Annotated in this window: 30 protein-coding genes and 1 pseudogene; 13 read left to right on the top strand and 18 right to left on the bottom strand. The window is 61.3% G+C overall.

What is annotated here, in order from left to right; genetic code table 11:
* Nucleotides 1–108 precede the first annotated feature (108 nt).
* From LVY75_27295 to LVY75_27280, 4 genes are read left to right on the top strand one after another with little or no spacing between them, the layout of a single operon-like run.
* A complete protein-coding gene (locus tag LVY75_27295; protein ID XAZ22484.1) occupies nucleotides 109–516 on the top strand; it encodes a DUF2325 domain-containing protein in 408 nt (135 codons plus the stop codon).
* A 15-nt stretch (nucleotides 517–531) separates the two neighbouring features.
* Entirely contained in the window at nucleotides 532–804 is a 273-nt protein-coding gene (locus LVY75_27290) for a hypothetical protein (protein XAZ22483.1), read from the top strand.
* 10 nt (nucleotides 805–814) lie between these two features.
* Complete coding sequence (locus LVY75_27285) at nucleotides 815–1,129, top strand: antibiotic biosynthesis monooxygenase (GenBank protein ID XAZ22482.1); 315 nt, start codon at nucleotides 815–817, stop codon at nucleotides 1,127–1,129.
* Nucleotides 1,126–1,497 carry a VOC family protein gene (locus tag LVY75_27280; protein XAZ22481.1) on the top strand — a complete coding sequence of 124 codons (372 nt, stop codon included), beginning with the start codon at nucleotides 1,126–1,128 and terminating at the stop codon, nucleotides 1,495–1,497. Before LVY75_27285 ends, LVY75_27280 begins: the two co-directional genes overlap by 4 nt.
* A 57-nt stretch (nucleotides 1,498–1,554) precedes the next feature.
* Here the strand turns inward: LVY75_27280 and LVY75_27275 are convergent, their stop codons facing one another.
* Both LVY75_27275 and LVY75_27270 read right to left on the bottom strand, forming a co-directional pair.
* Nucleotides 1,555–1,926, bottom strand: coding sequence for a DUF423 domain-containing protein (locus LVY75_27275; GenBank protein XAZ22480.1), 372 nt, complete (start codon nucleotides 1,924–1,926; stop codon nucleotides 1,555–1,557).
* A gap of 2 nt (nucleotides 1,927–1,928) precedes the next feature.
* On the bottom strand, nucleotides 1,929–2,333 hold the full coding sequence (locus tag LVY75_27270) for a group II truncated hemoglobin (GenBank protein ID XAZ22479.1): 405 nt from the start codon (nucleotides 2,331–2,333) through the stop codon (nucleotides 1,929–1,931).
* Nucleotides 2,334–2,568: 235 nt separating this feature from the next.
* On the opposite strand from LVY75_27270, the gene LVY75_27265 reads away from it, so the two are divergent.
* The 8 genes from LVY75_27265 to LVY75_27230 all read left to right on the top strand — a co-directional run bounded on the left by LVY75_27265 (nucleotide 2,569) and on the right by LVY75_27230 (nucleotide 8,585).
* Nucleotides 2,569–3,132 carry a TetR/AcrR family transcriptional regulator gene (locus LVY75_27265; protein ID XAZ22478.1) on the top strand — a complete coding sequence of 188 codons (564 nt, stop codon included), beginning with the start codon at nucleotides 2,569–2,571 and terminating at the stop codon, nucleotides 3,130–3,132.
* A gap of 19 nt (nucleotides 3,133–3,151) precedes the next feature.
* Entirely contained in the window at nucleotides 3,152–3,493 is a 342-nt protein-coding gene (locus tag LVY75_27260; protein XAZ22477.1) for an SMR family transporter, read from the top strand.
* 183 nt (nucleotides 3,494–3,676) lie between these two features.
* Nucleotides 3,677–4,462 (top strand): ThuA domain-containing protein, encoded by a 786-nt coding sequence (locus LVY75_27255; GenBank protein ID XAZ22476.1) that lies wholly within the window; start codon nucleotides 3,677–3,679, stop codon nucleotides 4,460–4,462.
* A gap of 9 nt (nucleotides 4,463–4,471) precedes the next feature.
* Nucleotides 4,472–5,515, top strand: coding sequence for a Gfo/Idh/MocA family oxidoreductase (locus LVY75_27250; protein XAZ22475.1), 1,044 nt, complete (start codon nucleotides 4,472–4,474; stop codon nucleotides 5,513–5,515).
* Nucleotides 5,516–5,813: 298 nt separating this feature from the next.
* Nucleotides 5,814–6,647, top strand: a complete 834-nt coding sequence (locus LVY75_27245) for an aspartyl/asparaginyl beta-hydroxylase domain-containing protein (protein ID XAZ22474.1) — start codon at nucleotides 5,814–5,816, stop codon at nucleotides 6,645–6,647.
* Nucleotides 6,648–6,841: 194 nt separating this feature from the next.
* Nucleotides 6,842–7,354 carry an Rrf2 family transcriptional regulator gene (locus LVY75_27240; GenBank protein ID XAZ22473.1) on the top strand — a complete coding sequence of 171 codons (513 nt, stop codon included), beginning with the start codon at nucleotides 6,842–6,844 and terminating at the stop codon, nucleotides 7,352–7,354.
* Between the two features lie 11 nt (nucleotides 7,355–7,365).
* Nucleotides 7,366–8,148, top strand: a complete 783-nt coding sequence (locus LVY75_27235; GenBank protein XAZ22472.1) for an SDR family oxidoreductase — start codon at nucleotides 7,366–7,368, stop codon at nucleotides 8,146–8,148.
* On the top strand, nucleotides 8,148–8,585 hold the full coding sequence (locus LVY75_27230; GenBank protein ID XAZ22471.1) for a cupin domain-containing protein: 438 nt from the start codon (nucleotides 8,148–8,150) through the stop codon (nucleotides 8,583–8,585). Before LVY75_27235 ends, LVY75_27230 begins: the two co-directional genes overlap by 1 nt.
* Before the next feature lie 56 nt (nucleotides 8,586–8,641).
* Here LVY75_27230 and LVY75_27225 read toward each other — a convergent pair whose 3' ends face one another.
* The 12 genes and pseudogenes from LVY75_27225 to LVY75_27170 form a co-directional block, all read right to left on the bottom strand.
* Nucleotides 8,642–9,037 (bottom strand): DUF1236 domain-containing protein, encoded by a 396-nt coding sequence (locus tag LVY75_27225; GenBank protein XAZ22470.1) that lies wholly within the window; start codon nucleotides 9,035–9,037, stop codon nucleotides 8,642–8,644.
* 202 nt (nucleotides 9,038–9,239) lie between these two features.
* Nucleotides 9,240–10,352, bottom strand: a complete 1,113-nt coding sequence (locus tag LVY75_27220) for an ABC transporter permease (GenBank protein ID XAZ22469.1) — start codon at nucleotides 10,350–10,352, stop codon at nucleotides 9,240–9,242.
* Nucleotide 10,353: 1 nt separating this feature from the next.
* Nucleotides 10,354–11,478: an ABC transporter permease gene (locus tag LVY75_27215; GenBank protein XAZ22468.1), complete on the bottom strand. Its 1,125-nt coding sequence runs from the start codon at nucleotides 11,476–11,478 to the stop codon at nucleotides 10,354–10,356.
* Nucleotides 11,475–13,226, bottom strand: coding sequence for an ATP-binding cassette domain-containing protein (locus LVY75_27210; protein ID XAZ22467.1), 1,752 nt, complete (start codon nucleotides 13,224–13,226; stop codon nucleotides 11,475–11,477). Before LVY75_27210 ends, LVY75_27215 begins: the two co-directional genes overlap by 4 nt.
* A complete protein-coding gene (hlyD, locus tag LVY75_27205) occupies nucleotides 13,223–14,230 on the bottom strand; it encodes a secretion protein HlyD (protein ID XAZ22466.1) in 1,008 nt (335 codons plus the stop codon). Before hlyD ends, LVY75_27210 begins: the two co-directional genes overlap by 4 nt.
* Nucleotides 14,227–14,916, bottom strand: a complete 690-nt coding sequence (locus LVY75_27200) for a CerR family C-terminal domain-containing protein (protein ID XAZ22465.1) — start codon at nucleotides 14,914–14,916, stop codon at nucleotides 14,227–14,229. The genes hlyD and LVY75_27200 overlap by 4 nt, the downstream gene beginning before the upstream one ends.
* Before the next feature lie 540 nt (nucleotides 14,917–15,456).
* Complete coding sequence (locus tag LVY75_27195; protein ID XAZ22464.1) at nucleotides 15,457–16,335, bottom strand: SDR family oxidoreductase; 879 nt, start codon at nucleotides 16,333–16,335, stop codon at nucleotides 15,457–15,459.
* Nucleotides 16,332–17,118, bottom strand: a pseudogene (locus tag LVY75_27190) (2-oxo acid dehydrogenase subunit E2). Before LVY75_27190 ends, LVY75_27195 begins: the two are co-directional and overlap by 4 nt.
* 114 nt (nucleotides 17,119–17,232) lie before the next feature.
* Nucleotides 17,233–17,820, bottom strand: a complete 588-nt coding sequence (locus LVY75_27185) for an isoprenylcysteine carboxylmethyltransferase family protein (GenBank protein ID XAZ22463.1) — start codon at nucleotides 17,818–17,820, stop codon at nucleotides 17,233–17,235.
* Nucleotides 17,821–17,883: 63 nt separating this feature from the next.
* Entirely contained in the window at nucleotides 17,884–18,468 is a 585-nt protein-coding gene (locus LVY75_27180; protein XAZ22462.1) for a hypothetical protein, read from the bottom strand.
* 157 nt (nucleotides 18,469–18,625) lie between these two features.
* Nucleotides 18,626–18,745 carry an ABC transporter gene (locus tag LVY75_27175; GenBank protein ID XAZ22461.1) on the bottom strand — a complete coding sequence of 40 codons (120 nt, stop codon included), beginning with the start codon at nucleotides 18,743–18,745 and terminating at the stop codon, nucleotides 18,626–18,628.
* A 265-nt stretch (nucleotides 18,746–19,010) separates the two neighbouring features.
* A complete protein-coding gene (locus tag LVY75_27170; protein XAZ22460.1) occupies nucleotides 19,011–19,607 on the bottom strand; it encodes a L,D-transpeptidase in 597 nt (198 codons plus the stop codon).
* A 202-nt stretch (nucleotides 19,608–19,809) separates the two neighbouring features.
* Here LVY75_27170 and LVY75_27165 point away from each other — a divergent pair, with 202 nt between their 5' ends.
* Nucleotides 19,810–20,565, top strand: coding sequence for an SDR family oxidoreductase (locus LVY75_27165; GenBank protein ID XAZ22459.1), 756 nt, complete (start codon nucleotides 19,810–19,812; stop codon nucleotides 20,563–20,565).
* A gap of 27 nt (nucleotides 20,566–20,592) precedes the next feature.
* Here the strand turns inward: LVY75_27165 and LVY75_27160 are convergent, their stop codons facing one another.
* The 4 genes from LVY75_27160 to LVY75_27145 all read right to left on the bottom strand — a co-directional run bounded on the left by LVY75_27160 (nucleotide 20,593) and on the right by LVY75_27145 (nucleotide 23,187).
* On the bottom strand, nucleotides 20,593–21,405 hold the full coding sequence (locus LVY75_27160; GenBank protein ID XAZ25844.1) for a methyltransferase domain-containing protein: 813 nt from the start codon (nucleotides 21,403–21,405) through the stop codon (nucleotides 20,593–20,595).
* Between the two features lie 89 nt (nucleotides 21,406–21,494).
* Nucleotides 21,495–22,019, bottom strand: a complete 525-nt coding sequence (locus LVY75_27155) for a nucleoside kinase (GenBank protein XAZ22458.1) — start codon at nucleotides 22,017–22,019, stop codon at nucleotides 21,495–21,497.
* A 103-nt stretch (nucleotides 22,020–22,122) separates the two neighbouring features.
* Entirely contained in the window at nucleotides 22,123–22,386 is a 264-nt protein-coding gene (locus tag LVY75_27150; GenBank protein ID XAZ22457.1) for a DUF982 domain-containing protein, read from the bottom strand.
* Between the two features lie 117 nt (nucleotides 22,387–22,503).
* Entirely contained in the window at nucleotides 22,504–23,187 is a 684-nt protein-coding gene (locus LVY75_27145; protein ID XAZ22456.1) for a hypothetical protein, read from the bottom strand.
* Nucleotides 23,188–23,356 lie beyond the last annotated feature (169 nt).

The raw sequence follows: 23,356 nt of genomic DNA, 5'->3' as shown, positions 1-23,356 counted from the left end.
TATGATAAAAACAATCAACTTTATACTTTACTATAAAAATCAAGTTTAATAAGGTCCCGGTCGCACACGCAGGAATCGTGTGACGATCAACGAGCGAACGGGTGGTAAATGGCTCGAAAGGCGAAGAAGGGGGCGAACCGGGAGATCCGCGTTCAGGCCGATCAGGAGGCACAACAGTCCTCCCCGGGGCGCTCCAAGCTGGATGGCCGCAGTTTCCTCTATGTCGGCGGCCGCGATTGCCAGGTGGCGCATCTTCGCCAGATCGCCAGCAGCTTCGGCGCAGAGCTGATCCACCACGACGGCGGCCTTCGCGAAGCCGTTTCGCGCATCGACACATTGCTTCCTTCCGTCGACTGCGTCTTCTGCCCGATCGACTGTATCAGCCATGATGCCTGCCTGCGGGTGAAGACCGGCTGCAAGAAATTCAGCAAGGCCTTCATTCCGCTGCGCAACGGCAGCAAGTCCAGCCTGGAACGTGCGCTGCAGACGATGAACGAACGAGACAGTTCCCGATGAATGGACATTTTTTTGATGAATAGTGGGCACCCTGACGGGTTTACGATGATCGGCCTGCACAAGCTCGCCGCTCACGGTGGTGACGGGCTTGTGCCGGAGCTCTACGAAGTTTTCCTTGAGAATGCCGCGCGCCAGCGCAGCTATCCCAATGTCGTGCTGTTTCCCGCCTGGGAGGCACGCATGCCCGGCGAAGCGTCTGTAAAGCCCATTGGCGCGGATGCGACCGACGGCAATAATATCGTCGCCTTTCCGTCCTATGCCGGACGAGCGACCCAGAAAAAGGCGTGAGGAGCTTTTGATGTATATCGCGATGAACCGTTTCAAGGTGGCTGCCGGCGCCGAGGGGGATTTCGAGAGTGTCTGGCGCAATCGCGATTCCAGCCTGTCGCAGGTTCCGGGTTTCGTCGAATTCCGCCTGCTGCGCGGCAAGGCCAATGCGGAGGAGGGCTATACGCTGTTTTCCTCGCACACGCTCTGGCGCAGCGAAGAGGATTTTCTGAACTGGACGAAGTCGGAGAATTTCCGCGCCGCCCACCGCAATGCCGGCGACAACAAGGGCCTGTACAAGGGGCCGCCGGTGTTCGAAGGCTTCAACGTTGTGGATGCCATATGAGCGGCGATCCCGATCGCATCGAGGTGATGCCGGTTCTGCCGTCGCTGGATATCGCCGAGACGCTTGCCTTCTATCGGGACCAGCTCGGCTTCATCAAAATCGTCTACGAGGCGAGTGACTATCTGATCGTCAGACGCGATGAGATGGAACTGCATTTCTGGCTGACCGACGATCGAAGCCTGCCGGACAAGACATCCGTCTATCTGCGTGGCGGCGGTATTGGCGCGCTTCATAGGGAATACAGTGCGAAGGCTATCGAGCGCCTCTCGGATATGGCGGTGCGGCCCTGGAACATGGAGGAATTCTATATCCATGATCCGCATGGCAATCTTTTGCGCTTTGGGCGAATACCGCAGGCGAGCAGCTAGCATCCCCTTCTTCCCAAGGGGGGCGAGGGGAGGCCCGCTCTGTGGCCTTCCGAAATTCTACGCCCGCACCCGCCAAAATGCGCTCGCTGAGACGGTCAGCCATCCCAGCATCATCGCCCAGCCACCTGTCGGGGCCGCATAGGGGAACATGCCGGAGCCGGTGAAACGCAGCGTCATGAGGTCACCCGCAAACAGCACCGTTCCCACAATCATCAGCAAACCGGCGAGCCAGGCGGTTCTAATCTTGCCGGCGCCAATTGCCAGCGCCAGCAGGGCGGGGGCGTGGGCGAGGCACATGGCGGAGGCCGAGGCGGCGAGATGTGCATCGCCGCCGCCATGGGCGGCAAGGGCGGCAAGGGCCACGCCCGCAAGGCCGAACAGGCCGGCAAAGACATAGAGCACCGGCTCCAGGCGCGCGTTCAGGCTCATGGCTATTCCTTGTTTTGCATGTGATGGGCGAGGCGCTCGACCGGCGCCCAGATGAGGTCTCGCAATGCCTGGCTGGCGATCGTTTCCTCCATGGCCTGGCGGAAGCAGAGCAGCCATTCGTCGCGTTCGACGGGGCCGATTTCGGCGACGAAATGGCGACTGCGCAGGCGGGGGTGGCCGCGCTTGTCGGTATAGAGCGGCGGGCCGCCGAGATAGCCGGTCATATATTCGTAGAATTTCTCTTCGCTGCCTTTAAGGCTTGGCGGATGCACGGCGCGCACGTGCCTAGCCTCCGGCAGCGTATCCATCAGTTCGTAGAAGCGATGCGTCAAGGCGCGGACAACAGGATCACCGCCGATCGCGTCGTATAGTGTGGTGACGTTCGTAGTGGCCTTCTCTTCCGGCACAAAACCATCCCTTAAATACCCGTCCCGGCGCTGCACGCCCCCTGCGCCGCTCCAGGTTTTAATAGCATCCGAACGCCATTTCCGGCTTATCGGCCCACCGCTTAGATGCACCCGATCAAAAAGGATCGCAACTGTCATCAAAACGCCGCGTCATTTCGCGCATAATCCCTTGCAGGGCAGGAGATTCAGTAGATTCTTCTTGACAAAACCGTCCGGACGGTATCTTTGTAAATCCATGTCAAACGCTCATCATCGCAAGAAACAACCCGTGCTCGTGCGCCAGCAGTTGCTGGAGGTCGCCGCACGTCTTGCCGGTGAGCAGGGCATGAGCGCTGTTACGCTCGATGCGGTCTCGGCTGCATCAGGCGTCAGCAAGGGCGGATTGCTGCATCACTTCCCGACGAAGAACGCGCTGCTGGACGCCCTGTTCGAAAGCCTGCTGGAGAGGTTCGACGCCGATATAGACGAGCTGATGCGCGCCGATCCGCTGCCGCAGGGACGTTTCTCGCGCGCCTATCTGCAGGCGGTATCCGGGCTGAAGGATCGTCCCGACGATTCCAGAAGTTGGACGCAGGTGACGATCGCGCTGCTAGCCGAGCCCCGGCTGCGCCTTCGATGGCGCCAATGGGTGGCGGCGAGAGCCGAGGAATATATCGGCACCGATTCCGCGCTCGACACGCTGATCGTACGTTTTGCCGCCGACGGTCTGTGGTTCGCAGATACGTTGGAAAGCCATGATATCAGTGGCGCTCTGAGGCGAGAGCTGATTGCCCGCCTCATCGAGCTGACCCACAAGTAGATCAAGAAGGAATACCGCCATGAACCCGGCTGCCGTTTATGGGCTGCTCGTTGCAGCCATCGTGCTTGAAGTTATCGGCACGACCGCCCTCCAGCTCTCCCAGCAGTTCACCCGCCTCGGTCCGACGGCGCTTGTCGTTGCCTGTTATGGGGCTGCCTTCTACTGCCTGTCGCTGACGCTGAAGCACATTCCCGTCGGGATCGCCTATGCGATCTGGAGCGCTTTGGGAATCGTCTTGATTTCCTCGGTCGGGTTCGTGTTTTTCAAGCAGCGGCTCGATACGCCCGCCATTATCGGCCTCGGCCTGATCATAACAGGCGTGGTCGTCGTCGACCTGTTCTCCAAGACCGTTTCCCATTGATGTGAAAAGGGGTTTTTCCCGGCCGCAGGGACGGGAAAAATCCTCTTTGTCAAAATACCGACAAAGGTCTATGTCTTCCTCTAACGTGGAGGAGGGACTGCTTTGGCTGACCATCTTTCCAAAGCGCTTTGAATCCCGCCTTCCTGCTTGCCAAAAATCCAAAGGTTCTAGAGGAGCATAGCCATGGCCATTCGCACCGTCGTATGGGGAGAGAACATCCATGAGACAACCAATGAGATCGTCCGGGGCATCTACCCTGAAGGCATGCACACGACCATCGCCAAGGCGCTGAACACGGATCCGGCGATTTCGGCGACGACGGCGACACTGCAGGAGCCCGAGCATGGTCTCACCGAAGCCCGGCTTGCCGAAACCGATGTCCTGACCTGGTGGGGTCACAAGGATCATGGTGCTGTGTCCGACGTCGTCGTGGAGCGCGTCGCCAAGCGGGTCTGGGAAGGCATGGGCCTCTTGGTGCTGCATTCCGGCCATTTCTCGAAGATCTTCAAGCGGCTGATGGGCACTCCCTGCGCACTCAAGTGGCGCGAGGCGGGTGAGCGCGAGCGCCTGTGGACGATCAACCAGCGCCATCCGATCGCAGCCGGTATCGGCGAGCATTTCGAACTTGAAAACGAGGAAATGTACGGCGAGCAGTTTTCCGTGCCGGAGCCGTTGGAGACGGTGTTCATTTCCTGGTTCCAGGGTGGCGAAGTCTTCCGCTCGGGCCTGACGTGGCGGCGTGGTGCCGGCAACATCTTCTATTTCCGTCCTGGCCACGAAACCTATCCGACCTATCACGATGCAAACGTGCAGAAGGTGCTGATCAATGGCGTGAAGTGGGCCTATAACCCCGAGGGTGCATTGAAGAGCATCACCGATGCTCCAAATGTGCCGGTAGAAAAAGCACTGGAGCCGATCGTCGAACGCGGCCCGAGACTGCATCAGGCCGGCGAAGCCGGTTACCGCTGAGGAGCATCCATGCGACTACTCGTTCTTGGTACGGGCGTGATGGCGAAGAACCAGCTCGCCCACTTCATGAATATCGACGGCGTGACCGTAGTCGGTGCCGTCGATACGGATTCAGACCGTCTGGCCGCCTTTGCCGACAAGTTCAACATCGAGAAGCGGTTTCTGACGCTCGACGGGGCGATCGCCTGGGGCGAGTTCGACGCGGCGACCAACATCACGCCTGACCGGATCCACCATCCGACCACCATGGCGCTGATTGCTGCCGGCAAGCATGTGCTGTGCGAGAAGCCACTGGCGGAGAACTATCCGAAGGCGCTGGAGATGACGGAAGCGGCTGAGACCGCGGGCGTGATCAACATGGTCAATCTCACCTATCGCAACGTTGCTCCCCTGCAGCGTGCACGCGAGATGGTGCTATCGGGCGAGCTCGGCACGATCAAGCATGTGGAGGCGTCCTACCTGCAAAGCTGGCTGGTATCACGCGCCTGGGGCGACTGGCGCACGGAATCGACCTGGCTCTGGCGTTTGTCGACGGGTCACGGTTCGAATGGCGTGCTCGGTGATGTCGGTATCCATATCCTGGATTTTGCCGCCTATGGCGCGGCGACCGACATCGATCACGTCTTTGCGCGGTTGAAGACCTTCAACAAGGCGCCGGGCGGGCAGATCGGCGAATACATGCTCGATGCCAATGACAGCTTCACCATGTCGGTCGATTTCGCCAATGGCGCCCTCGGCGTCATCCATGCCAGCCGCTGGGCGACCGGACATCTGAACGAGCTGAAGCTGCGCATCTATGGCGAGAAAGGCAGCTTGGAAGTCATCCACCGCCCAAGCGGTTCCGAGCTGCATGGCTGCCTCGGCGACGATGTCGAAACGGCGACCTGGAAGCCGGTCGACGTGCCGCCGGTTCCAAGCAATTACCAGCGCTTTGCCGAGGCTGTGGCAACAGGCGTGCAGCTCGATCCGAACTTCCGTCATGCGGCGAACCTGCAGAAGGTGCTCGACCTTGCCATGGTAACCGAGCGCGAACGCCGCGAGCTTAAAGTCTGATATTTTCCCTTGCAGATTGAACACCGACGCGCTCGCAGCGCGGCGGTGTCATGCGGCAATTGATCGCTAAAACCTGTACTTAAGTGTACTTGAGCGACGCCCGGCACTAGCCATATTTACTCGATGGCCAACGCGGAAACCGTCCTGACGGCTCCCGCGGAAGGCCATGTCATACCTCAAGCATTTCCGTTTTTCTTCAAAAATACGGAAGCGCGCTTTTCTTCGTTAAGACGCAATTCCGGATGCAAAGCCGCTGTGCATTTTTGCTGGAATTGCTCTAGTCGGCAACGGAAAACACATGACTGACATTATCGCCAATACACATCTTCCCGCAAAAACCGCCCCCGAGACACAAGACTTTGCCACTGCCGGGATCTCTCCCATGGACCGGCCGAGCGCTATCACGCGCTTCTTCATGGGCATCGTCGCATGGGCCGAGGGCCTGAATTTCAAATATGCCAAACTCGGCAATCCGCCGGTTTACGACAATGCCGCCTTTCCCTGGGCGAAGGAGGTCGAGAAGGCCTGGCCGCAGATCCGCGCCGAACTCGACCGCGTGCTGGTGCGCCAGAGCGAGCTGCCGAGCTTCCAGGAAATCTCCACCGACGTGCAGACCATCTCCAAGGACAATCGCTGGAAAACCTTCTTTCTCGTCGGTTTCGGGGTGAAGTCCGAGCAGAACATCCAGGCCTGCCCGGAAACCTGGAAGGCGGTGCAGAAGATCCCCGGCCTGAAGACTGCGATGTTTTCGATCTTCGAACCCGGCAAACACCTGCCGGCGCATCGCGGCCCCTATAATGGCGTGCTGCGCCTGCATCTCGGCATGATCGTGCCAGAGCCGGCTGACAAGCTTGCCATTCGCGTCAAGGACCAGATCTGCCACTGGCAGGAAGGCAAGGCGCTGATCTTCGACGATGCCTACGAGCATGAAGCGTGGAACCACACGGACAAGACGCGCGTCGTTCTCTTCATCGATTTCGTCAAGCCGCTGAAATTCCCGGCCCGGCTAATCAACTGGGCCCTGCTCAATCTTGCGATTTTCACGCCGTTCATCCGCGAAGGGCTCGATAATCACAAGGAGTGGGAAAAGAAGTTCTACGCGCAGGCGGAAGCGCTGCGCAATCGCGGTTAGGACAAGACCTCCCGCCTTTTCGATGTCGTGCACCTGCTTAAGGCCCTGCAAATGCGGGGCCTTTTTCTTTTATTCGCTGACCGGAATTGCGCGCCCGTTCCGCGTGGAAACTTCGCTGAACGCATCGTTCACTCCGGGCATATTGACGACGCTCTAAATCGCGGATAAAGTTTATCCATGATTGGAGACGGCACATGAAACTCAGCGACGGCGTAGAGCAGGCAATTCATTGTGTGACTTTCCTCTCCGGATTGTCGGAGGAGGGGGTGCTGTTGGCGGCAGCACTTGCGGAGCTTCACGGGGTTTCCCCAAGCTACTTGCTGAAGCATCTGCAGGCATTGTCGGGCGCCGGGCTGCTCGTGACGACGCCGGGGCCGAAGGGCGGATACAGGCTGGCGAGGGCGAAGGAGGAGATCACTCTCCTCGACGTCGTGCTGGCGGTGGAAGGTCCCGCACCGGCCTTCCGCTGTGCCGAGATCCGCCAGCGCGGACCCAATCCTCTGCCGGGGCGGTACTTCACCAAGCCCTGCCAGATCAATGCCGCAATGCTGAAGGCCGAGAAGGCTTATCGCGCCGAACTCGCCAAAGTGACCATCGCAGACATCGCGGCTGATGTCATGGCAGACGACGATGGCGGTATCGCCGCCCGCGGCTGCGCTTTCCTTGAACTCAACGAAAGAAAGACGGGCAATCGGGCCTCGTCATAGGAGAAGCTACAATGAGCACGTCCAAGAAGGTCGTCGTTATCGGCGGCACGGGCCTCGTCGGCTCCAGGGCAGTCACCATTCTGCGCAATGCCGGGCACGAGGTCGTCGTCGCCAGCTCCAGAAACGGGATCAATGCCTTTACCGGCGAGGGGCTCGAAGCCGCTCTTTCAGGGGCGGATGCCGTCATCGACGTCTCCAACATCGTTTCCTACGACGAGCCGGTCATTCGCAATTTCTTTGCGACCTCCACCCGCAACCTGACCGCAGCCGAGAAATCGGCCAGCGTTCGCCACCATGTCGTCCTGTCCATCGTGGGCACCAGCGAGCTCTCGGGCAATCCCTATGTGAGCGGCAAGCAGGCGCAGGAAGATGCGGTGCAGGCCTCCGGCCAGGACTATACGATCGTTCGCGCGACGCAGTTCCACGAGTTCATGGAGACGCTGGCCGAGGCCTATTCCGCTGACGGCGCGGTAAACGTCCCCGATATCCAGTTCCAGCCGATTGCGGCTGATGATGTCGCGGCGGCATTGGTGAGCGTTGCGCTTGGCAAGCCGCATAATGGCATCGTCGACCTTGCCGGCCCGGACCGCGCCGGCTTTGGCGAACTTATGCGGACATACCTGGCAGCAAAGGGCGACAGCCGCACCGTCGGTGTCGATGCAGCCCTTGGCTATTTCGGGGCGCCGGTCACGGCCACCTCGCTCGTTCCGACGGGCGCCTTCATGCAGGGGCAGACCGCGCTTGCGGATTGGCTCCGCCACCAGAAACATGCATCGCAAGTGGAGAAAGCATAATGAAAACGATCCTTTATGCCATGATGGCACTCGTTCTGCCGGTCACCGTCGCCTCGGCGCACGACCTCACCAAGGGTGAACTCGTCTACGAGTCGAAGGGCGCGAAAGTGACGGAGGTTTACGCGCACGCGCTTCCGGATGTTCCGGGCAAGAGCGTGAAAGGTGTCCTGGTCGAGTACGAGCCCGGCGGCTACAGCTCGGCGCATACCCATGCCAAATCGGCGCTTATCTATGCGACCGTTCTCGAAGGCGCCATTTTGAGCGGGGTGAATGGTGGCGAGGTGAAGACCTTCACCAAGGGAATGAACTTCACGGAACTTCCCGGCGACCGGCACGATGTCAGCGCCAATGCCAGCAAGACGAAACCGGCAAAGCTGCTCGCCGTGTTCGTGGTCGATACCGCTGACGCGGCTCTGACGACGCCGCGCAAGCCCTGACATTTCTGAAAACTGCGCATGAAAGAGGCCCCGCCGAAAAGCGGGGCCTTTTGCGTTTATTCGATCACCTGAACCACGCGATGGGTCTGCGGCTCGACGATCACATGGCGATCGTTGATGACGGTATAGGCATAGCGCGGATTATCCGGCACCGGGATCACCTGGACATCTGATGGCAGCGGTTTGCCGACGACGATCGGCTGCTGCACCACCACTGCCGACGGCGGGGCCGGCTGCTGCTGGACATAGGTTACGACCTCGCGCGGCGGCGGATCGACAACAGCGCCGGCGACACCGCCTGCCACGCCGCCAATTGCAGCGCCCACGGGGCCGCCGACAATGGCGCCGGTGATTGCGCCGCCGGCTGCACCCGTCACCGCTCCGTCGGCCATCGCATTGGTGGCGAGCGACGAAAGCGCCAGCGCGCCGGAAACGAGAATAATCTTATACATTTTGATACTCCTTGGATCGAGAGCATTTGCGTTTTTCGGGGAAAGACGGAAATGCTCTATCTCATTGCTTCTTCAGCAATTCCGGGCAGGTGAGCGCCGTGGAAATTGCCTTGGTTTGCGTTGAGGAAACGAGCCGGATCAGTCGTTGTTCCTGATCGCAGGGGTCACGGATTGGCCGTGTGGGTTATAGTGCGTGAGATGGCTATTCCAGCCTGCGGCGGAACAGCCAGGCGGCGGCGCCGAGGGTTGCGGTCGCGATCAGGGCCAGCGGAATCGTCTGGTTCAGCACTTCCTCCGCGGGAAGATCCTTGAGGAAGACGCCTTTGACGATGATGAGGAAATAACGCAGCGGATTAATTGTCGTCACCGGCTGCAGCCATGCCGGCATGTTCTCGATCGGGGTTGCGAAACCCGACAGCAGCATGGCCGGCACCATGAACAGGAAGGCGCCGAGGATTGCCTGCTGCTGCGTCATCGATAGCGCCGAGATGAAGAGGCCGAGGCCGGCGACCGAACCCAGATAGAAGATCGAGCTGCCATAGAGCAGCAAGAGCGATCCCCTGAGCGGCACGCCGAAGATGAATAACGCCGCCAGGATATAGAGCGTCATGTGGAAGAGGCCGATCATCATTGGCGGAATGAGCTTGCCGACCAGGATTTCATGGACGCGCAGCGGCGAGACCATCAGCTGATCGAAGGTGCCGAGTTCCCTCTCGCGGGCAATCGACAGCGCGGTGACGATGAGACCGATGAGGAGCGCGATGCTGGCGATCAGGTTCGGCACCATGAACCATTGATAGGTGAGGTTGGCATTGAACCAGTTGCGCGGCACGGTCGCCACTGTTTTGGCCATAGCGCGCTGGCCTGCCGGCGTCTCGGCCGAGAGCGTCATACCGATCTGGGTGAGATAGCCGGAGACGATCTGCGAGGCGTTGGAGCGGCGGCCGTCGAGGATGATCTGAAGATCAGCCGGAATGCCCGCCTCGATATTACGGGAGAAATCGGGGCCGATCTCGATTGCGGCAATGACCGACTGACCATCGATGGCTTCGCGGATATCGGTCTGATTGTCTGCTGTGTCGATGCGGCGGAAGGTCGGCGATCCGTGGATGCGCTCTATCAGTTCCTGCCCCCAATGGCCGCTGTCGCGGTTCAGCACCATGACATCGACATTGCGCACCTCGAGCGTCGCCGCATAGGAAAAGACGAGAAGCTGCATGACGGGCGGCACGATGAGCACGAAGCGACCCTTGGGATCACGCAGTACGGCCAGCAGTTCCTTGATGATGAGGGCTTTCAGCCGGGTCCACCACATCTCAGCCGATCCTCTTTCTGGTGCTGCGGGCAGCCAGCAGGAACATGATGCCGCCGATCGTGAGCATCACGGTGATCGCGCGGGCAAACATCGGCCAGATATCGCCGGCCAGAAAGACTGTCTGCAGGCTGGGGATGAGATAACGCGCCGGCACGATGATGGTGATCCACTGGATGATTTCAGGCATGGAATTGATCTCGAAGAGAAAGCCCGAGAGCAGGAAGGCCGGCAGGAAGGCGGAGATCAGCGCAAGCTGCGACGCGAGGAACTGGTTCTTGGTCGCCGTCGAAATCAACAGGCCCTGGCCGAGCGCCGGGATGAGAAAGGCGGCAGAGAGCGCATAGAGCGCGATGACGGAACCGCGAAACGGCACGCCGAACAGGAAGACGGCGAGCAGCACGCAGAGCGTCATGGAGGCAAGGCCGAGCAGGAAATAGGGGAGGATCTTGCCGGCGAGCAATTCGGCCGATGTCACCGGCGTCGCCATCATCGCTTCCATCGTGCCGCGCTCCCATTCGCGGGCGACGACCAGCGAGGTCAAGAGCGTGCCGACGAGCGTCATGACGATCGCGATCGAGCCGGGGACGAGGAAGTTGCGGCTGGTCAGCTCGGGATTGAACCAGAAGCGCTGCTCGATCGAGATGGGCGGACCGGCGGCGACCGTTTCGGACTGGCGCTGGCGCTCCCAGTTGGCGACCGCACCCTGCACATAGTTCTGGACGAAATTGGCGGTGTTGGGGTCGGAGCCGTCGACGAGGACCTGGATCTGCGGGTGATTGCCGGCGGCGTAGTCCGTGGCGAAATCGGCGGGAATGACGGCGATGCCCCGCACATTGCCGAGCACGAGATCGTCTTCGAACATGCGCCGGTCGCGGCCAACGGTGACGGAGAAGTAGCGCGAGGCCTGGAAGCTTGCCGCGAGATCCTGCGTCAGCGGCGTCGCCTGCTCCAGAACGAGGCCGATGCGGGTGCGGGTCGTATCGAGTGACACGCCGTAGCCGAAGAGGAAGAGCAGGATCAACGGCAGCACGAAGGCGATGAGGATGGTGCTGGGGTCGCGGATCGCCTGATAGCTCTCCTTGCGGACGAGGGCGATGAAGCGGCGGCTGCGGGAGGAAGCGCTCATGCGGCTTTCTCCTTTTCCTGCCCCTTTTCGGAGTCCTGAACGAGGGCGATGAAGGCATCCTCCATCGTCGGGTCCGGCTGTTCCTCGGTGGCGACCCGCGCCTTCAACTCGTCGGGCGAGCCGAGTGCGATCGAGCGGCCGCGATAGATCAGCGAGATGCGGTCGCAATATTCGGCCTCGTCCATGAAATGCGTCGTCACCAGCACGGTGACGCCCTTTTCGACAAGGGCGTTGATATGGGTCCAGAATTCGCGCCGGGTAATCGGATCGACGCCGGAGGTCGGTTCGTCCAGGAACAGGGCGCGCGGCTCGTGCATGACGGCGCAGGCAAGCGCCAGGCGCTGTTTCAGGCCGAGCGGCAGGTCCTTGGCCGAATAGCGCCCGTGGCGGCCGAAATCGAAGATCTCGGTCATCAGCTCTATGCGCTCGCGGCGACGGCTGCCGGAGAGGCCATAGACGCCGGCGAAGAATTCGAGGTTCTGCATGACGGTGAGATCGCCGTAGAGCGAGAATTTCTGCGCCATGTAGCCAAGCTGGTTGCGCGCCTCGGCGGCATCCTTGCGCAGGTCGAAACCGGCGACCCGGCCTTCGCCTCCTGACGGTTTCAGCAGGCCGCAGAGCATCTTGAAGGTGGTGGATTTGCCGGCACCGTTCGGCCCGAGCAGGCCGAAGATCTCGCCGCGGCCGATATCGAAGGTGATATTGTCGGCGGCGGTGAAGTCGCCGAAGCGCTTCGTCAGGCCATGGGCTTCGATGACGGGGCGGTCGCCCGTCTCGCTTGGCGAGCCCTGAGCCTCTGCAAGCTTGGAGCGCCCGCCGGGGCCGCCGCCAAGCATATCGATGAAGGCATCCTCAAAGCGGGGAGGGGTGGGTGTCAGCTTTGCTCCGCCGGTTTTGCCGATATCAGGCGTCTCATCCTTTGATGTCACGAGGCGGATGGCATCGCCCTGGATGACGCCGTCGATCACGCCTTTCGTCTGCAGCAGTTCGGCGAGGACCTGGCGCCTGCGGCCGCTGACGCCGGAGACCTTGAAGACACGGTCTTCCACGCGGCCGGTCAGATCGTGCGGCTTGCCGGAAAAGAGCAGCTTTCCCTGGTTGAGCAGCAGGACATGATCGCAGGCTTCGGCCTCATCCAGATAGGCCGTGGACCAGAGCACGCCGATGCCTTCCTGCGTCAGGTTTTCGACCATCTTCCAGAGGTCGCGGCGCGAGATCGGGTCGACGCCGACGCCCGGCTCATCGAGCAGCAGCAGGCGCGGCTTTTTCAGGAGTGCGCAGGCAAGGCCGAGCTTCTGCTTCATGCCGCCCGAGAGCTTGCCGGCGAGCCGGGTCGTGAAACGCTTCAGGTCGGTGAAGGTCAGAAGCTCGTCGAAGGCGGCGGCGCGCTCGGCCTTCGGCAGGCCGCGCAGATCGGCATAGAGATCGAGGTTTTCCTGGACCGAGAGATCTTCATAGAGGCCGAAGCGCTGCGGCATGTAGCCGATCGAGGCCTGGATGGCGGCCGGGTTCCGGGCCGTGTCGAAGCCCAGCACCTCGACAGTGCCGCTGTCGGGCAGCATGAGGCCGGTCATCAGCCGGATCAGCGTCGTCTTGCCGGCGCCGTCGGGGCCGACGAGGCCGGTGATGGCGCCGCCCCTGACCTCGCCGGAGACGGCATCGAGAGCCGGCGGGGCATCGCCGAAGCGCCTGGTGACATCGGCAAGCCGGACCAGTGCTTCATCTGCCTTGGAGGGAACCGGGCTCATCGCGCTGCCAGCGAGGGAAAGTGCACGGTGACCGGCATGCCCTGGCGCAGATCCGGGCCGGGCTTGTCGATGACGATGCGCAGGCGATAGACGAGATCGGTGCGCAGTTCCGGCGTCTCGACCGATTTCGGCGTGAACTCGGCGACCGGCGAAATGAAGCCGATCGTGCCGTCATAGGGCTTGTCGGCTTGCGTATCCGAGGTCACCTGGACCTTCATGCCGGGATGCAGGCGGCCGAGATCGCCTTCCGCCACATAGCTGCGCACCCAGACCGGTTGCGTCAGCGACAGGACATAGACGCTGTCGGCGGGCGCGACGATGGCGCCGGGTTCGCGCACGCGGGACAGAATGACGCCGTCATTCGGGGCGCGCAGTTCCGTATCGGCAAGCGAGATGCGGGCGGAGACCAGAGCGGATTGCGCTGCCTTCAACTGGGCATCGGCTGCATCGATGTCTTCCACGCGGCTGCCTTCCTGCAGCAGCTTCAGCGCTTCGTTGGCGGAATCGGAGCGGGCCGCGGCCATTGCGCGATTGGCGGTTGCCAGATCGAGGTTCGCTTCCGAGATATTGCCCTGCGGGCGAAGCTGCCGGGCGCGCTCATAGGTGAGATTGGCATTGTGCAGCGCCGCGATGCTTTCGTCATAGGCAGCGCGGGCTTGGGCGATTTCCGTCTGGCGCGGGCCGGCCTTCAGCTTGTCGAGCGTGGCCTGCAGGGCGGCGACATTGGCCTCTGCGGACGTAACGGCAGCCTCGTAAGGTGTCGCGTCGAGCTTGCCGAGCACCTGGCCGCTGCTGATCGTGTCGCCTTCATCGACGGCGAGCGAGGCCAGCCGTCCATTGACGCGGAAGCCGAGAGAGACCTGGCGGATATCGACATTGCCGTAGAGCGCGAATTCCTTTGATCGTTCCGGCAGCCAGCCGAACTTCTGCGGCAGGCCGTACCACCAGGCGGCACCGCCGGCGGCTACGAGAATAACGATGGCAAGGGGGACGATTCGTTTCATGGGGTATTTCCTTTCGCCGGCTCCAAAAGGCCGACAAGTTCTGCGGCAAGTTTGCGCAGGCTCTGGAGTTGTTCTGATCCGACCGATTGCCATTCCATCTGGGCGAGGACGGCGGCGTGGGCGAGGCGGAAGATCATGATGTTGCCGACAAAGGCCAGCGTGCGCAGGCGCACATGCTCGGAAGCCGGATCCTCGCGCAGGATGGTGCCGATCAGCCGTCGCGCCATCTCGATCATCGGACCCATCAGGCCCTTGTAGATGCGGGTGAAAGCCTCCGTCGGCTCCATCTGTTCGCGTGTGATGAAACGCGCCCAGGGCTCCGATTCCTTGCTGACGAAGATGCCGACCATAGTCTCCGTAAGCTGTGTCAGGAAATGGCGGGCATCGTCTGCCGTCAGCGTCTGCCCGGTAGCATCGAGCTCCATGATATGCGCGACGATCTGCTGGCGCAGGGCGCCGACATGACGCTCGATGCGCGAAACCAGATATTCCGCCGTCGCGATATAGAGCCCTTCCTTGCCGCCGAAATAATAGGGAATGGCCTGCAGGTTCACACCCGCCGCCTCGCTCAGCTGCCGTGTCGAGGTGCCGTCGAAGCCATGGCGGCCGAAGACATCGAGTGCTGCGGCAAGCAGCTTTTCCCGGGTGATTTCGGCGCGGTTCGGTTGGTTTTGTTCATCGCTCATGACTGACGTATAACTCCAACGGAGATTTCAGTCAATCGAATGAATTTTTATCTTGCCGCGTCCGTGCTCCTATGAATGAGCGTTGCGGGGGCCAACCGTCAGTATATTTACGTCTACTGCCGGTGCATTTACCGTTTCGTACTTCCGTAAAGGCTAATATTCTGGCTGAATGGGAGGATGAGAAACCTGCCCGTCATGCCAAGCACTGCGAGACATGCCTGGAGAGCGCTCCTTGCGAGTGCGGCTCTTGCTCTTCCCGTGACCATGGCTTGCGCTGACGACATTGCGCCCGGAAAAGGCAATCGCATTCAGAACGAGGTGGTGAAACCATCTCCTCATGATGGACAGCTGACGGCCCCGCGGCTAAGCGCGAACTGGTGGCTGCGGATCAGGCGCGAGGCACCGCAGGCCGATCAGCCTGAGGGTTCGAAGCAGGTTTTTGCGCGCAGCACCGACCAGCGATGATCCCGGGCATTGCAGCTTCGGTTGAAACGCTGCAAGTCCAGCCGCAGGCACGAATGACGCCTTAACTCCCGGAGCCTAGGCGTCGGGCTTTCCGAAAGCCGATTCCGGTTTACGAGCCGGTGCCGGAATGCTCGTTTCCGGCCGACGGGGGTTCGGATCCCTCTTGCGGCGCTGGGCCCGGCCGATCAGGCGCAGGGCCATCGCCGAGGGCAAGATTCTCGCAATGAAGGCGGCGAGCTTCGAAGAGATGCCGGGAACGACGAGGCGGCGGCCGGACTTGAAACCCTGCCATGCCTCATGGGCCACATAGTCGGCATCGAGCTTGGGCAGCACCTTGAAGAGGGCGGCCCGGTCGGCGCCGGATTTTTCCAGAAAGTCGGTCGAGACAGGGCCGGGGGCGACGCAGGTGACCGTCACACCGAAGCGGCGGACCTCCTCATGCAGAGCGGTCGAGAAGGCGCGCACGAAATTCTTGCTGGCGTAGTAGAAGGCCATGTAGGGGCCTGGCGCGAAACCGGCGACGGAGCCGAGATTGATGACGCCGCCGCTGCGCCGCGCCACCATGCCCGGCAGGAAGCGCAGGGTCATGTCGGCGAGCGCGCGGATGTTGACGTCGATGATGCCGAGCTGCTCATCGGCGGGCAGGGAGGTTGCCGCGCCGCGCAGGCCATAGCCGGCGCTATTGACCAGGACGCCGCAGGCCAGACCTTTTGCGGCAAGAAAAGCCTCCAGGCGCGACGATCCATCCTGAGAGGCGAGGTCGAGTTCGATCGTGAAGGCTTCTCCGCCTGCCCCGACGATTTCGGCCGCCGCCGCCGCAAGGTCCTCGGGGGAGCGCGCCACCAGAACCACGATATTGCCATCGCGCGCGGCAACCCGGGCAATGGCCCGCCCGATGCCCCGGGATGCGCCGAGGACCACGACAGCCAGGCGGAGTTCGGCGCTGACGCTCATGGTGCCCTTCCCGCAATCGATATGCCGGCAGGCTTTCCCGCCTGCTTGAGCCCCCTGACCTCGTCGACGACATCGCCGTTCAGGATCCTTTCGAACCGTTCCAGCGCGCGGGCAATGCTGGCGCCGTCCATGACCCGGTGGTCGTAATGGATGCGCACCGTCACCGTTCCCTCCGCATCGATCGGCCCGTAGTTCAGGAGCGTGGTGAGCGGCGTCAGGGGATTGAGGGATTCGGCGCCAAGGCCGGAATAGACCGACAGCTGGAAGGTGCCGAAATAGCGCGCCCGCTTTCGCCCCAGGTTGAGCCCGAGCCACATCAACGACCAGCGGAGCAAGGCCGGCGCGCGGGCAAGCTTGAGCGAACGGCGAAATTCCTTGATCTCGGCAATCGGGCGCGAGCGCGCTTCCTGGATCAGTTTTTTCCAGCTCCGGGATGGGGCGCTGTTCGGGACCCTTGATCGTGCTCAGGAGAACGATTCGCTCGCCCTCGTGCTCTCGCTCATGGGCGATCGAGGCCACGCTTTCGGGATATTCATAGAGCTGGTGCTTCGGGAATTTGATATAGGCGCGCCGCAGGTCAGGGGTCTCCTTCGACAGGAGCGCATATCCTTTCAGAAACAGCACGGTCCATGACGGCCGCGGGTCGCAGGCGCTCCTGGCGTCGACCAGCGCGCGCAGGTTCATCTGCCGCTGCACGGTGACGCGCGGTATGCCGATCGAAAACCGCATGAGATCTCCGACAAGCCGCCTTGCAGCCGAAAGCCTGACTGTCCGTCCCCTCATCCTTGTCCTCCCCCTAGATCACTTCCGTTTCTCCTCGAAACACGCAAATGATCTATCTCTTTGTTTTCATGCAATTCCGGACGCAAACCGCTGCACAGTTTTGCTGGAACTGCTCTAGTAGAGATAAGGAATGATCCGTTTCGTCTTGTCCATATAGGCGCGGTATTCAGGACCAAAAACGTCGAGCATCATACGCTCTTCCTTGTCCACCCGCAGGAAGAAAAGCACGGCAAAGCCGACGAGGCCGGCAAGGCCCGCCACCCAGTTCGACAGCAGGAAGGCCTGCGCCAGCCCCATCAGCATGAAGGACGTGTACATGGGGTGGCGCACCAGCGCGTAAGGCCCTGATGATATCAGTTCGTGCTTCTGGCGGATTTCCAGCGTGATGGACCAGTTTCGGCCGAGCTGCTTGTGCGTTCGCCGAAAGACCCACATGGCGAGCGCGAAGATGATTGCCCCGACTACGATCGCCCAGATATGGGCAGGATAGTCAGCACCTTTCGGGATACCGGTCGCGACGTAGAAGACGGGCACGATCGCAAGCCCGGCAAGGGCTGCCGCGAGCGCGAGCTTCTCTGTCGCGCTCCGCTGACTGCTCACGATGGGCACGCGCTTGCCGCGGCGCTCAAATGGGTAACGGATGACGTACCATGCGATAATTCCGAGGACCCAGACGATCTCGCCAATGGTGTGAACTGACAAGCTCAAATCGGCACCAGAACCTTTCCACGATCCGCTTCTTTCCGGGATCGCCCTGCTTTTCTATCAACCCGTATTCATCTCCCGCAGATTTGTAATGAATTGCTGCGGGCGAAGCCAGATGCCTGGCGTCTTATAGCCCATATGCTTGGCGATATCGGCCACGAAAGCGTTGCAATTGTAGACGGTCGCTTCCCAGAGACGGCTGCGCGCCTGGAGTTTGCGAATATAGGCGACCGTGTCGTTATATTCGGCGTCCGTCAGCATCACGCGCCAGCTCGCCGAGCGGTATTGTTCTTCGAGATCGCCATCCGTTTCGCCTGTCGTGGCGGGGACGGGAATGAAGTGGCCGATCACATAGGGCGCGGCATCTTCCGAAGCCGGGGCAAGTCCCGCAACCTCGGGACTGATCATTCTTCCATTCCTGTCGGCACTGCCAAAGACGACATAAGTGTGACCGTAGGTCAGCGCATAACGCGAGCGGAACTCGATGAAACGCCGCCCCGCCTGGGCTTGAGCCGCGGCCGGTTTCCTAAGGTCACGGGCATCGGATGTATAATGTGGCTGGGGGGCTTTGTCTTCCGACTGACACGATGATACCACAACCGCCAAAATGGCGATCAGGCACAAGCGGCTTCTTCCAAGCGCCATCGACACGCTCCATGTGCAAGCTCCCGACAATGCGAGCTCGACGCCAGATGATGATCCGTTCCCGCGCGCTGAATGGCAGGTGAATCAACTCTGGCCGGTTTAGGATGTGGGGGAGAGGAAGGGCTTGTCCAGCCCTTCCGAAGTGTCATTGCGAATTTTACTTGTAGACGGCCGTTGCAGGCGGTGGAGCTTTCCCCTTGCCTTTACCAATCGACCCGCAGGCACTCAGATTGGCCACCGCAAGCGTTGCGAGGATCACGAATAAAATTCTGATCATTAAGTCCTCTCCTCATCCCGGTGCAGACTATGAAAAGCTACACCTCAAAGTTTCACGATATCGGCACCTTGGACAGTGCGGGAGTGATGCAATGTGCAACGAATCTACATTAGCAGATACTAACCGTTGTGGCCAACCCCGCAATTTCACATGGTAAACGGCATTGAAGCATGCCGTGATCGTTGTGGCCTGCCTGCCACACTTCCGGCTGTCGAATTCGCGATCCCGGTATCGAAAACCGCGGCCCGGTCTCGCGCGACTTGGTTCAAATGACGAGTACGCGCGTACCGATGCGGGTGCGGGAGTAGAGGTCGACGATATTGGCATTGGTCAGGCGGATGCAGCCGTTGGATACCGCCTGACCGATCGACCAGGGAGCATTGGTTCCGTGCAATCGGAAGAGCGTGTCCTGGCCGCCCTGGTAGAGGTAGAGGGCGGCAGCCCCGAGCGGGTTGTCCGGACCACCCGGCACGCCCTCGGCATATTGGGCAAGCCGCGGCTTGCGAGCGATCATGTCGTCGGTCGGCTTCCAGGATGGCCATTCCGTCTTGCGGCCGATCGTGGCTTCGCCCTTGAAGCTCAAGCCTTCCTCGCCGACGGCAACGCCGTAGCGCGTGGCAAAGCCGCCGTTCTCGACGAAGTAGAGATAACGTGCACCCGTATCGACGACGATGGTGCCGGGCGGCTCGCCTCCGTCATAAGCCACTTCCTGCCGCCGATAGCGGGGATCGGCATCCGGATCCCTTCCCAAAACCCGGTAGCCCAGCGGCGGGCCATCCGATGTCGTACTGCATCCATGAAGCATCAGAGCCAGGCTACCCAAGACCAGACCCCGGCGTGTCACAACTGCCCTTTCGTTCATTTCCACTTACCCTCAGTCAGCTTCGATGTTTTCCGTTCAGCGGCGGGCTCGTTTCCGGCCCATTCGCTTCTGTGGAATTGCGTATCTGGCAGGCGGACAAGCTGCGCAACTTGCAATAGTATGCATTTCGACCATGCACGAATCTCCTTGCTTCGGCCACTCGTTTTGCAAGAATATTAGAATACCCAGATGGAAGGAAGCGATGAAACTTTGCCTGGAAGGAAAAGTCGCGGTTGTGACGGGGGCGGGCTCCGGTATCGGGGCGGCCGTTTCCCGTCAGCTCGCACTTGAGGGGGCCGAGGTCGTCATTGCCGATCTCAACGAGGAGGCTGCGCACCGAACCGTGGCGGCAATCTGCGCTGATGGCGGCCGGGCGCGGGCATTCGTTGTCGATGTGGCCGATTTCGAGGGCGTGCAGCGCCTTGTCGATTTTGCCGTCGAGACATGCGGCGGCCTTCATCTCGCGGTCAACAATGCCGGGGTCGATGGTGTCAGGGCGGCAGTTGGGGACTATCCGCTCGATGACTGGCACAGGCTGATGAACGTCAATCTGAACAGCGTTTTCTACTGCATGAAATGCCAGATCGGCGTGATGCTGAGATCGGGCGGGGGCGCAATCGTCAACATGTCCTCGGCGCTCGGCGCTGTCGGCTTGCCGACCGCGGCAGCCTATACGGCGGCCAAGCACGGGGTTGTCGGACTGACGAAGGCTGCCGCGATAGAATATGCGAGGTTCGGCATCCGGATAAACGCTGTCGGCCCCGGCTGGATCGATACGCCGCTGCTATCCGAGCATCTGGACATAGCGAGCACGCGCCGGATGGCATCCCTTCAGCCCATGGGCCGGCGCGGAACGCCTGACGAGATCGCCAACCTCGTCTGCTTCCTGCTTTCCGAACAGGCGAGCTTCATCACCGGCGCGCACTACCTGGCGGACGGCGCCTATACTGCGCATTAGGCGCAGCGACGCCTGCGCCTGCCCGGCCTATGCCGTGGCGATGATAACATGCGCCTGGATCCTGGCGGCCACCGCGCCGCTGCCATGTCTGCCGGCGATCGCGGATGCGGCGTGATCGGTCGCAGCCTGCAGCTTTCCGGGTTCTCTCGCCTCGATTTCGCTACGAAGAACGGTTCCCTGGCAATAGGCAACGGCAGGAAGACGCGGCGAGGGCGCCCGGCTCTGCTCGGCTGTCGTCTCGATCGCCACGCTTTGGAAACCCGCTGCCTCTAGATCGCTCCGGATCACGGCCTTGTCGTGATAGCCGTGCGGCGTGCGCGCCAGAAAACGCGGCGGGTCGTCCGGAAACATCTCCGCCAGAGCATTCGTGACATCATTCGCAAAGTCATTTTCCTCGATGCGGTCCCAGACATTGAAGAGGAAATGCCCTCCGGGCTTCAGAACCCGTCTCGCCTCGCGATAGGCGGTTACACGGTCCGGAAAGAACATCGCCCCGAACTGACAGCAGACGAGATCGAACGCCGCGTTTTCAAACGGCAGCGCCAGTGCATCCGCCTGGCGCCATTCGATCCGGCGGTCGGAAGCCCGCTGCGAAGCGGCGTAGTCGAGCATCGGCTGGTTTAGGTCGGTCGCGGTATAGCTTGCGCCGGTGGATAGTTTCGGGACGAGGACGCGGGTGAGAGCCCCGGTGCCCGCGGCGATTTCCAGGACGGCATTCGGCAACAGGGCCGCGGCTCTCCGGGCAAGGTCTGCCGCGAAGGGCTCGAAAATCAGCGGCACCATATAGCGGTCGTAGTTTTCCGGGATCGAGCCGGCGAAGATCTTGTCCGTTTCCAGCATCGCTGCATCCACCATCGGTCTGATGGCCTGCGAGACTAGCATGGATTTGCTTGTTTCGGGCGGTTTTCCAGAGAGCAGCGAGCCCGGCTTCAGCCGGCCCCCCGGCATTTCGACAGGATATCGTCGACGACTGCGGCGAGCGGCCGAGTGGCGTCGATGGTGGTCGCATTCGCCGGAATGTCTTCCCTCGTCGCATGCAGGTGCAGGACAAGGTCCCGCTCGGCCGGCCTTCCGCCAAACTCGTCTTCGGGCCTGCCGGCGAGCCGGTACTCCAACGTCTCCCGGTCGATCTCGAGAACGAAGACCGCGTCGAACAGATCGATGAAGTGACGGGAATTCCTCGAGCCGCCGCAGAAGAAGGAGACCGGGTGGCTTTTATCGGCCGCGAGCGATCGGACCTTGCCGACATGCCAGAGGTGCTGCCTGTGCACGAAGGCGACATCCTCCTGCTCGTGCCGGAACCCGATCAGCGGCTCGCCCGTGCGGGGATCGCCGCGATAGGCCAGTTCACGGTCGCCATGAATGACGTGGTAGCCGCGCTGCTGCAGTTCGGTCGCGACCGTGGTCTTGCCGGTGCCGGACACGCCTTCGATCAGATAGTTCCTGACGCCCATTTCGCTCCCGTTCGGAGAACCGCACGCCTTGGCGCGCTGATGGCTCATGGCGCAGAACTATACCGGATTCCCGACGCTTCAATGCCGCCGCTGCTCAAAGCGGTCAGTGCAGGACGGCGATCGCGGTAACGCCAGCCTCTTCTGCCGCGCGAATGATCGCGGCTCTGAGCTGCTCGGGATCAGCGATGCCTTTGACGACATCGAGGCAGAGCTTGATGGCCAGAAGAAACTCCTCTCCGTCATCGCAGGGGAATTCCCTTATGAGCGCATTGGCGGCCCCCATTGCCGTCCTGATGGAAAACACCCTTTCCGGATCCTTGAACATCAGGATCACAGGCGCGAATTCGATCGGGGTGTCCCATTCCATTACACAATACTCCAGATGGGATAGTGTAATTTTAACGGAGCAAGAGGCGTGCCAAGGCACGCGACGGTTTACGGGCGGGCATTTATCGGAGGGGTGATGTCGGTTCCGGTCCGTTGCTCAATGTCCGTCGTCACCCAACATGTAATCCGCCAGCCTGTAGCAGTGGCTCGCCTGATAGGCGTTCCGGCCGCGGTTCATGTGCGTCAGGTTGAACGCCCGGATCGCCTGCAGCGCACCGGGCGTGGCGAGAAATTTCCCGATCGAGGAGAAGCCGCGGACCTTGACGCCGAAAATGTCCTGACCTCTGGGAAAGAAATAGCTGACGTCTTCAGGCATCACCACACAGGACCCGAGGAAATCCTCGTCCACCTGGCTGTGATCGAGTGAGTGGTCGGTGGTGAAATCGGAAAGATGCACCAGGAAGAGCGCGCGGATATCCTCACCATCGGCATAGAGCGAGAAGAGCTCCATCCAGCTCGCATTGACGCGAATGAGGGCCTTGCCGGGTGTCGACGGCAGACAGGAAACCGACCAGTAGTGCCGCTCCGTCCGGCGCGGGATCGGGATGCAGTCGCTCCCGTAGCGCCTGAGAATGTCGAGAACCGCCTGTGCCTGCGGCCGGCGCAGCAGCTTCTCGAACCTGGCCACGTATTTGAGACGCAATTCCAGGGATTCCGGGCGCTCGTCGGCGTCGGCCGGAATCGTTCCGCCCTGCGTCCAATCGCGCTGCTGATCGAGATCGAGGAACCCGCGCAGGCCGGCGGCGTCTTGGCGGCGCACCGCTCTCATGTTGTCTGCCATGAATGCAATCCCAGGCTCCGCTTCCGAACGGCTCCTCGCCTTGTCGCGGCGACAGAGCTTTACGAGTGTTTCCCGCTCACCGCATATATCCATCATTTGCTGCGGGAGAACCACGGCCCCTATGCCGAGACACTTGTCGGACCTGCCGCTCAAGCGAAGCTGCAGACAG

Source organism: Sinorhizobium sp. B11, assembly GCA_039725955.1.
Lineage (GTDB): Bacteria > Pseudomonadota > Alphaproteobacteria > Rhizobiales > Rhizobiaceae > Rhizobium.
This window is presented reverse-complemented; position numbering and strand designations above follow the sequence as displayed.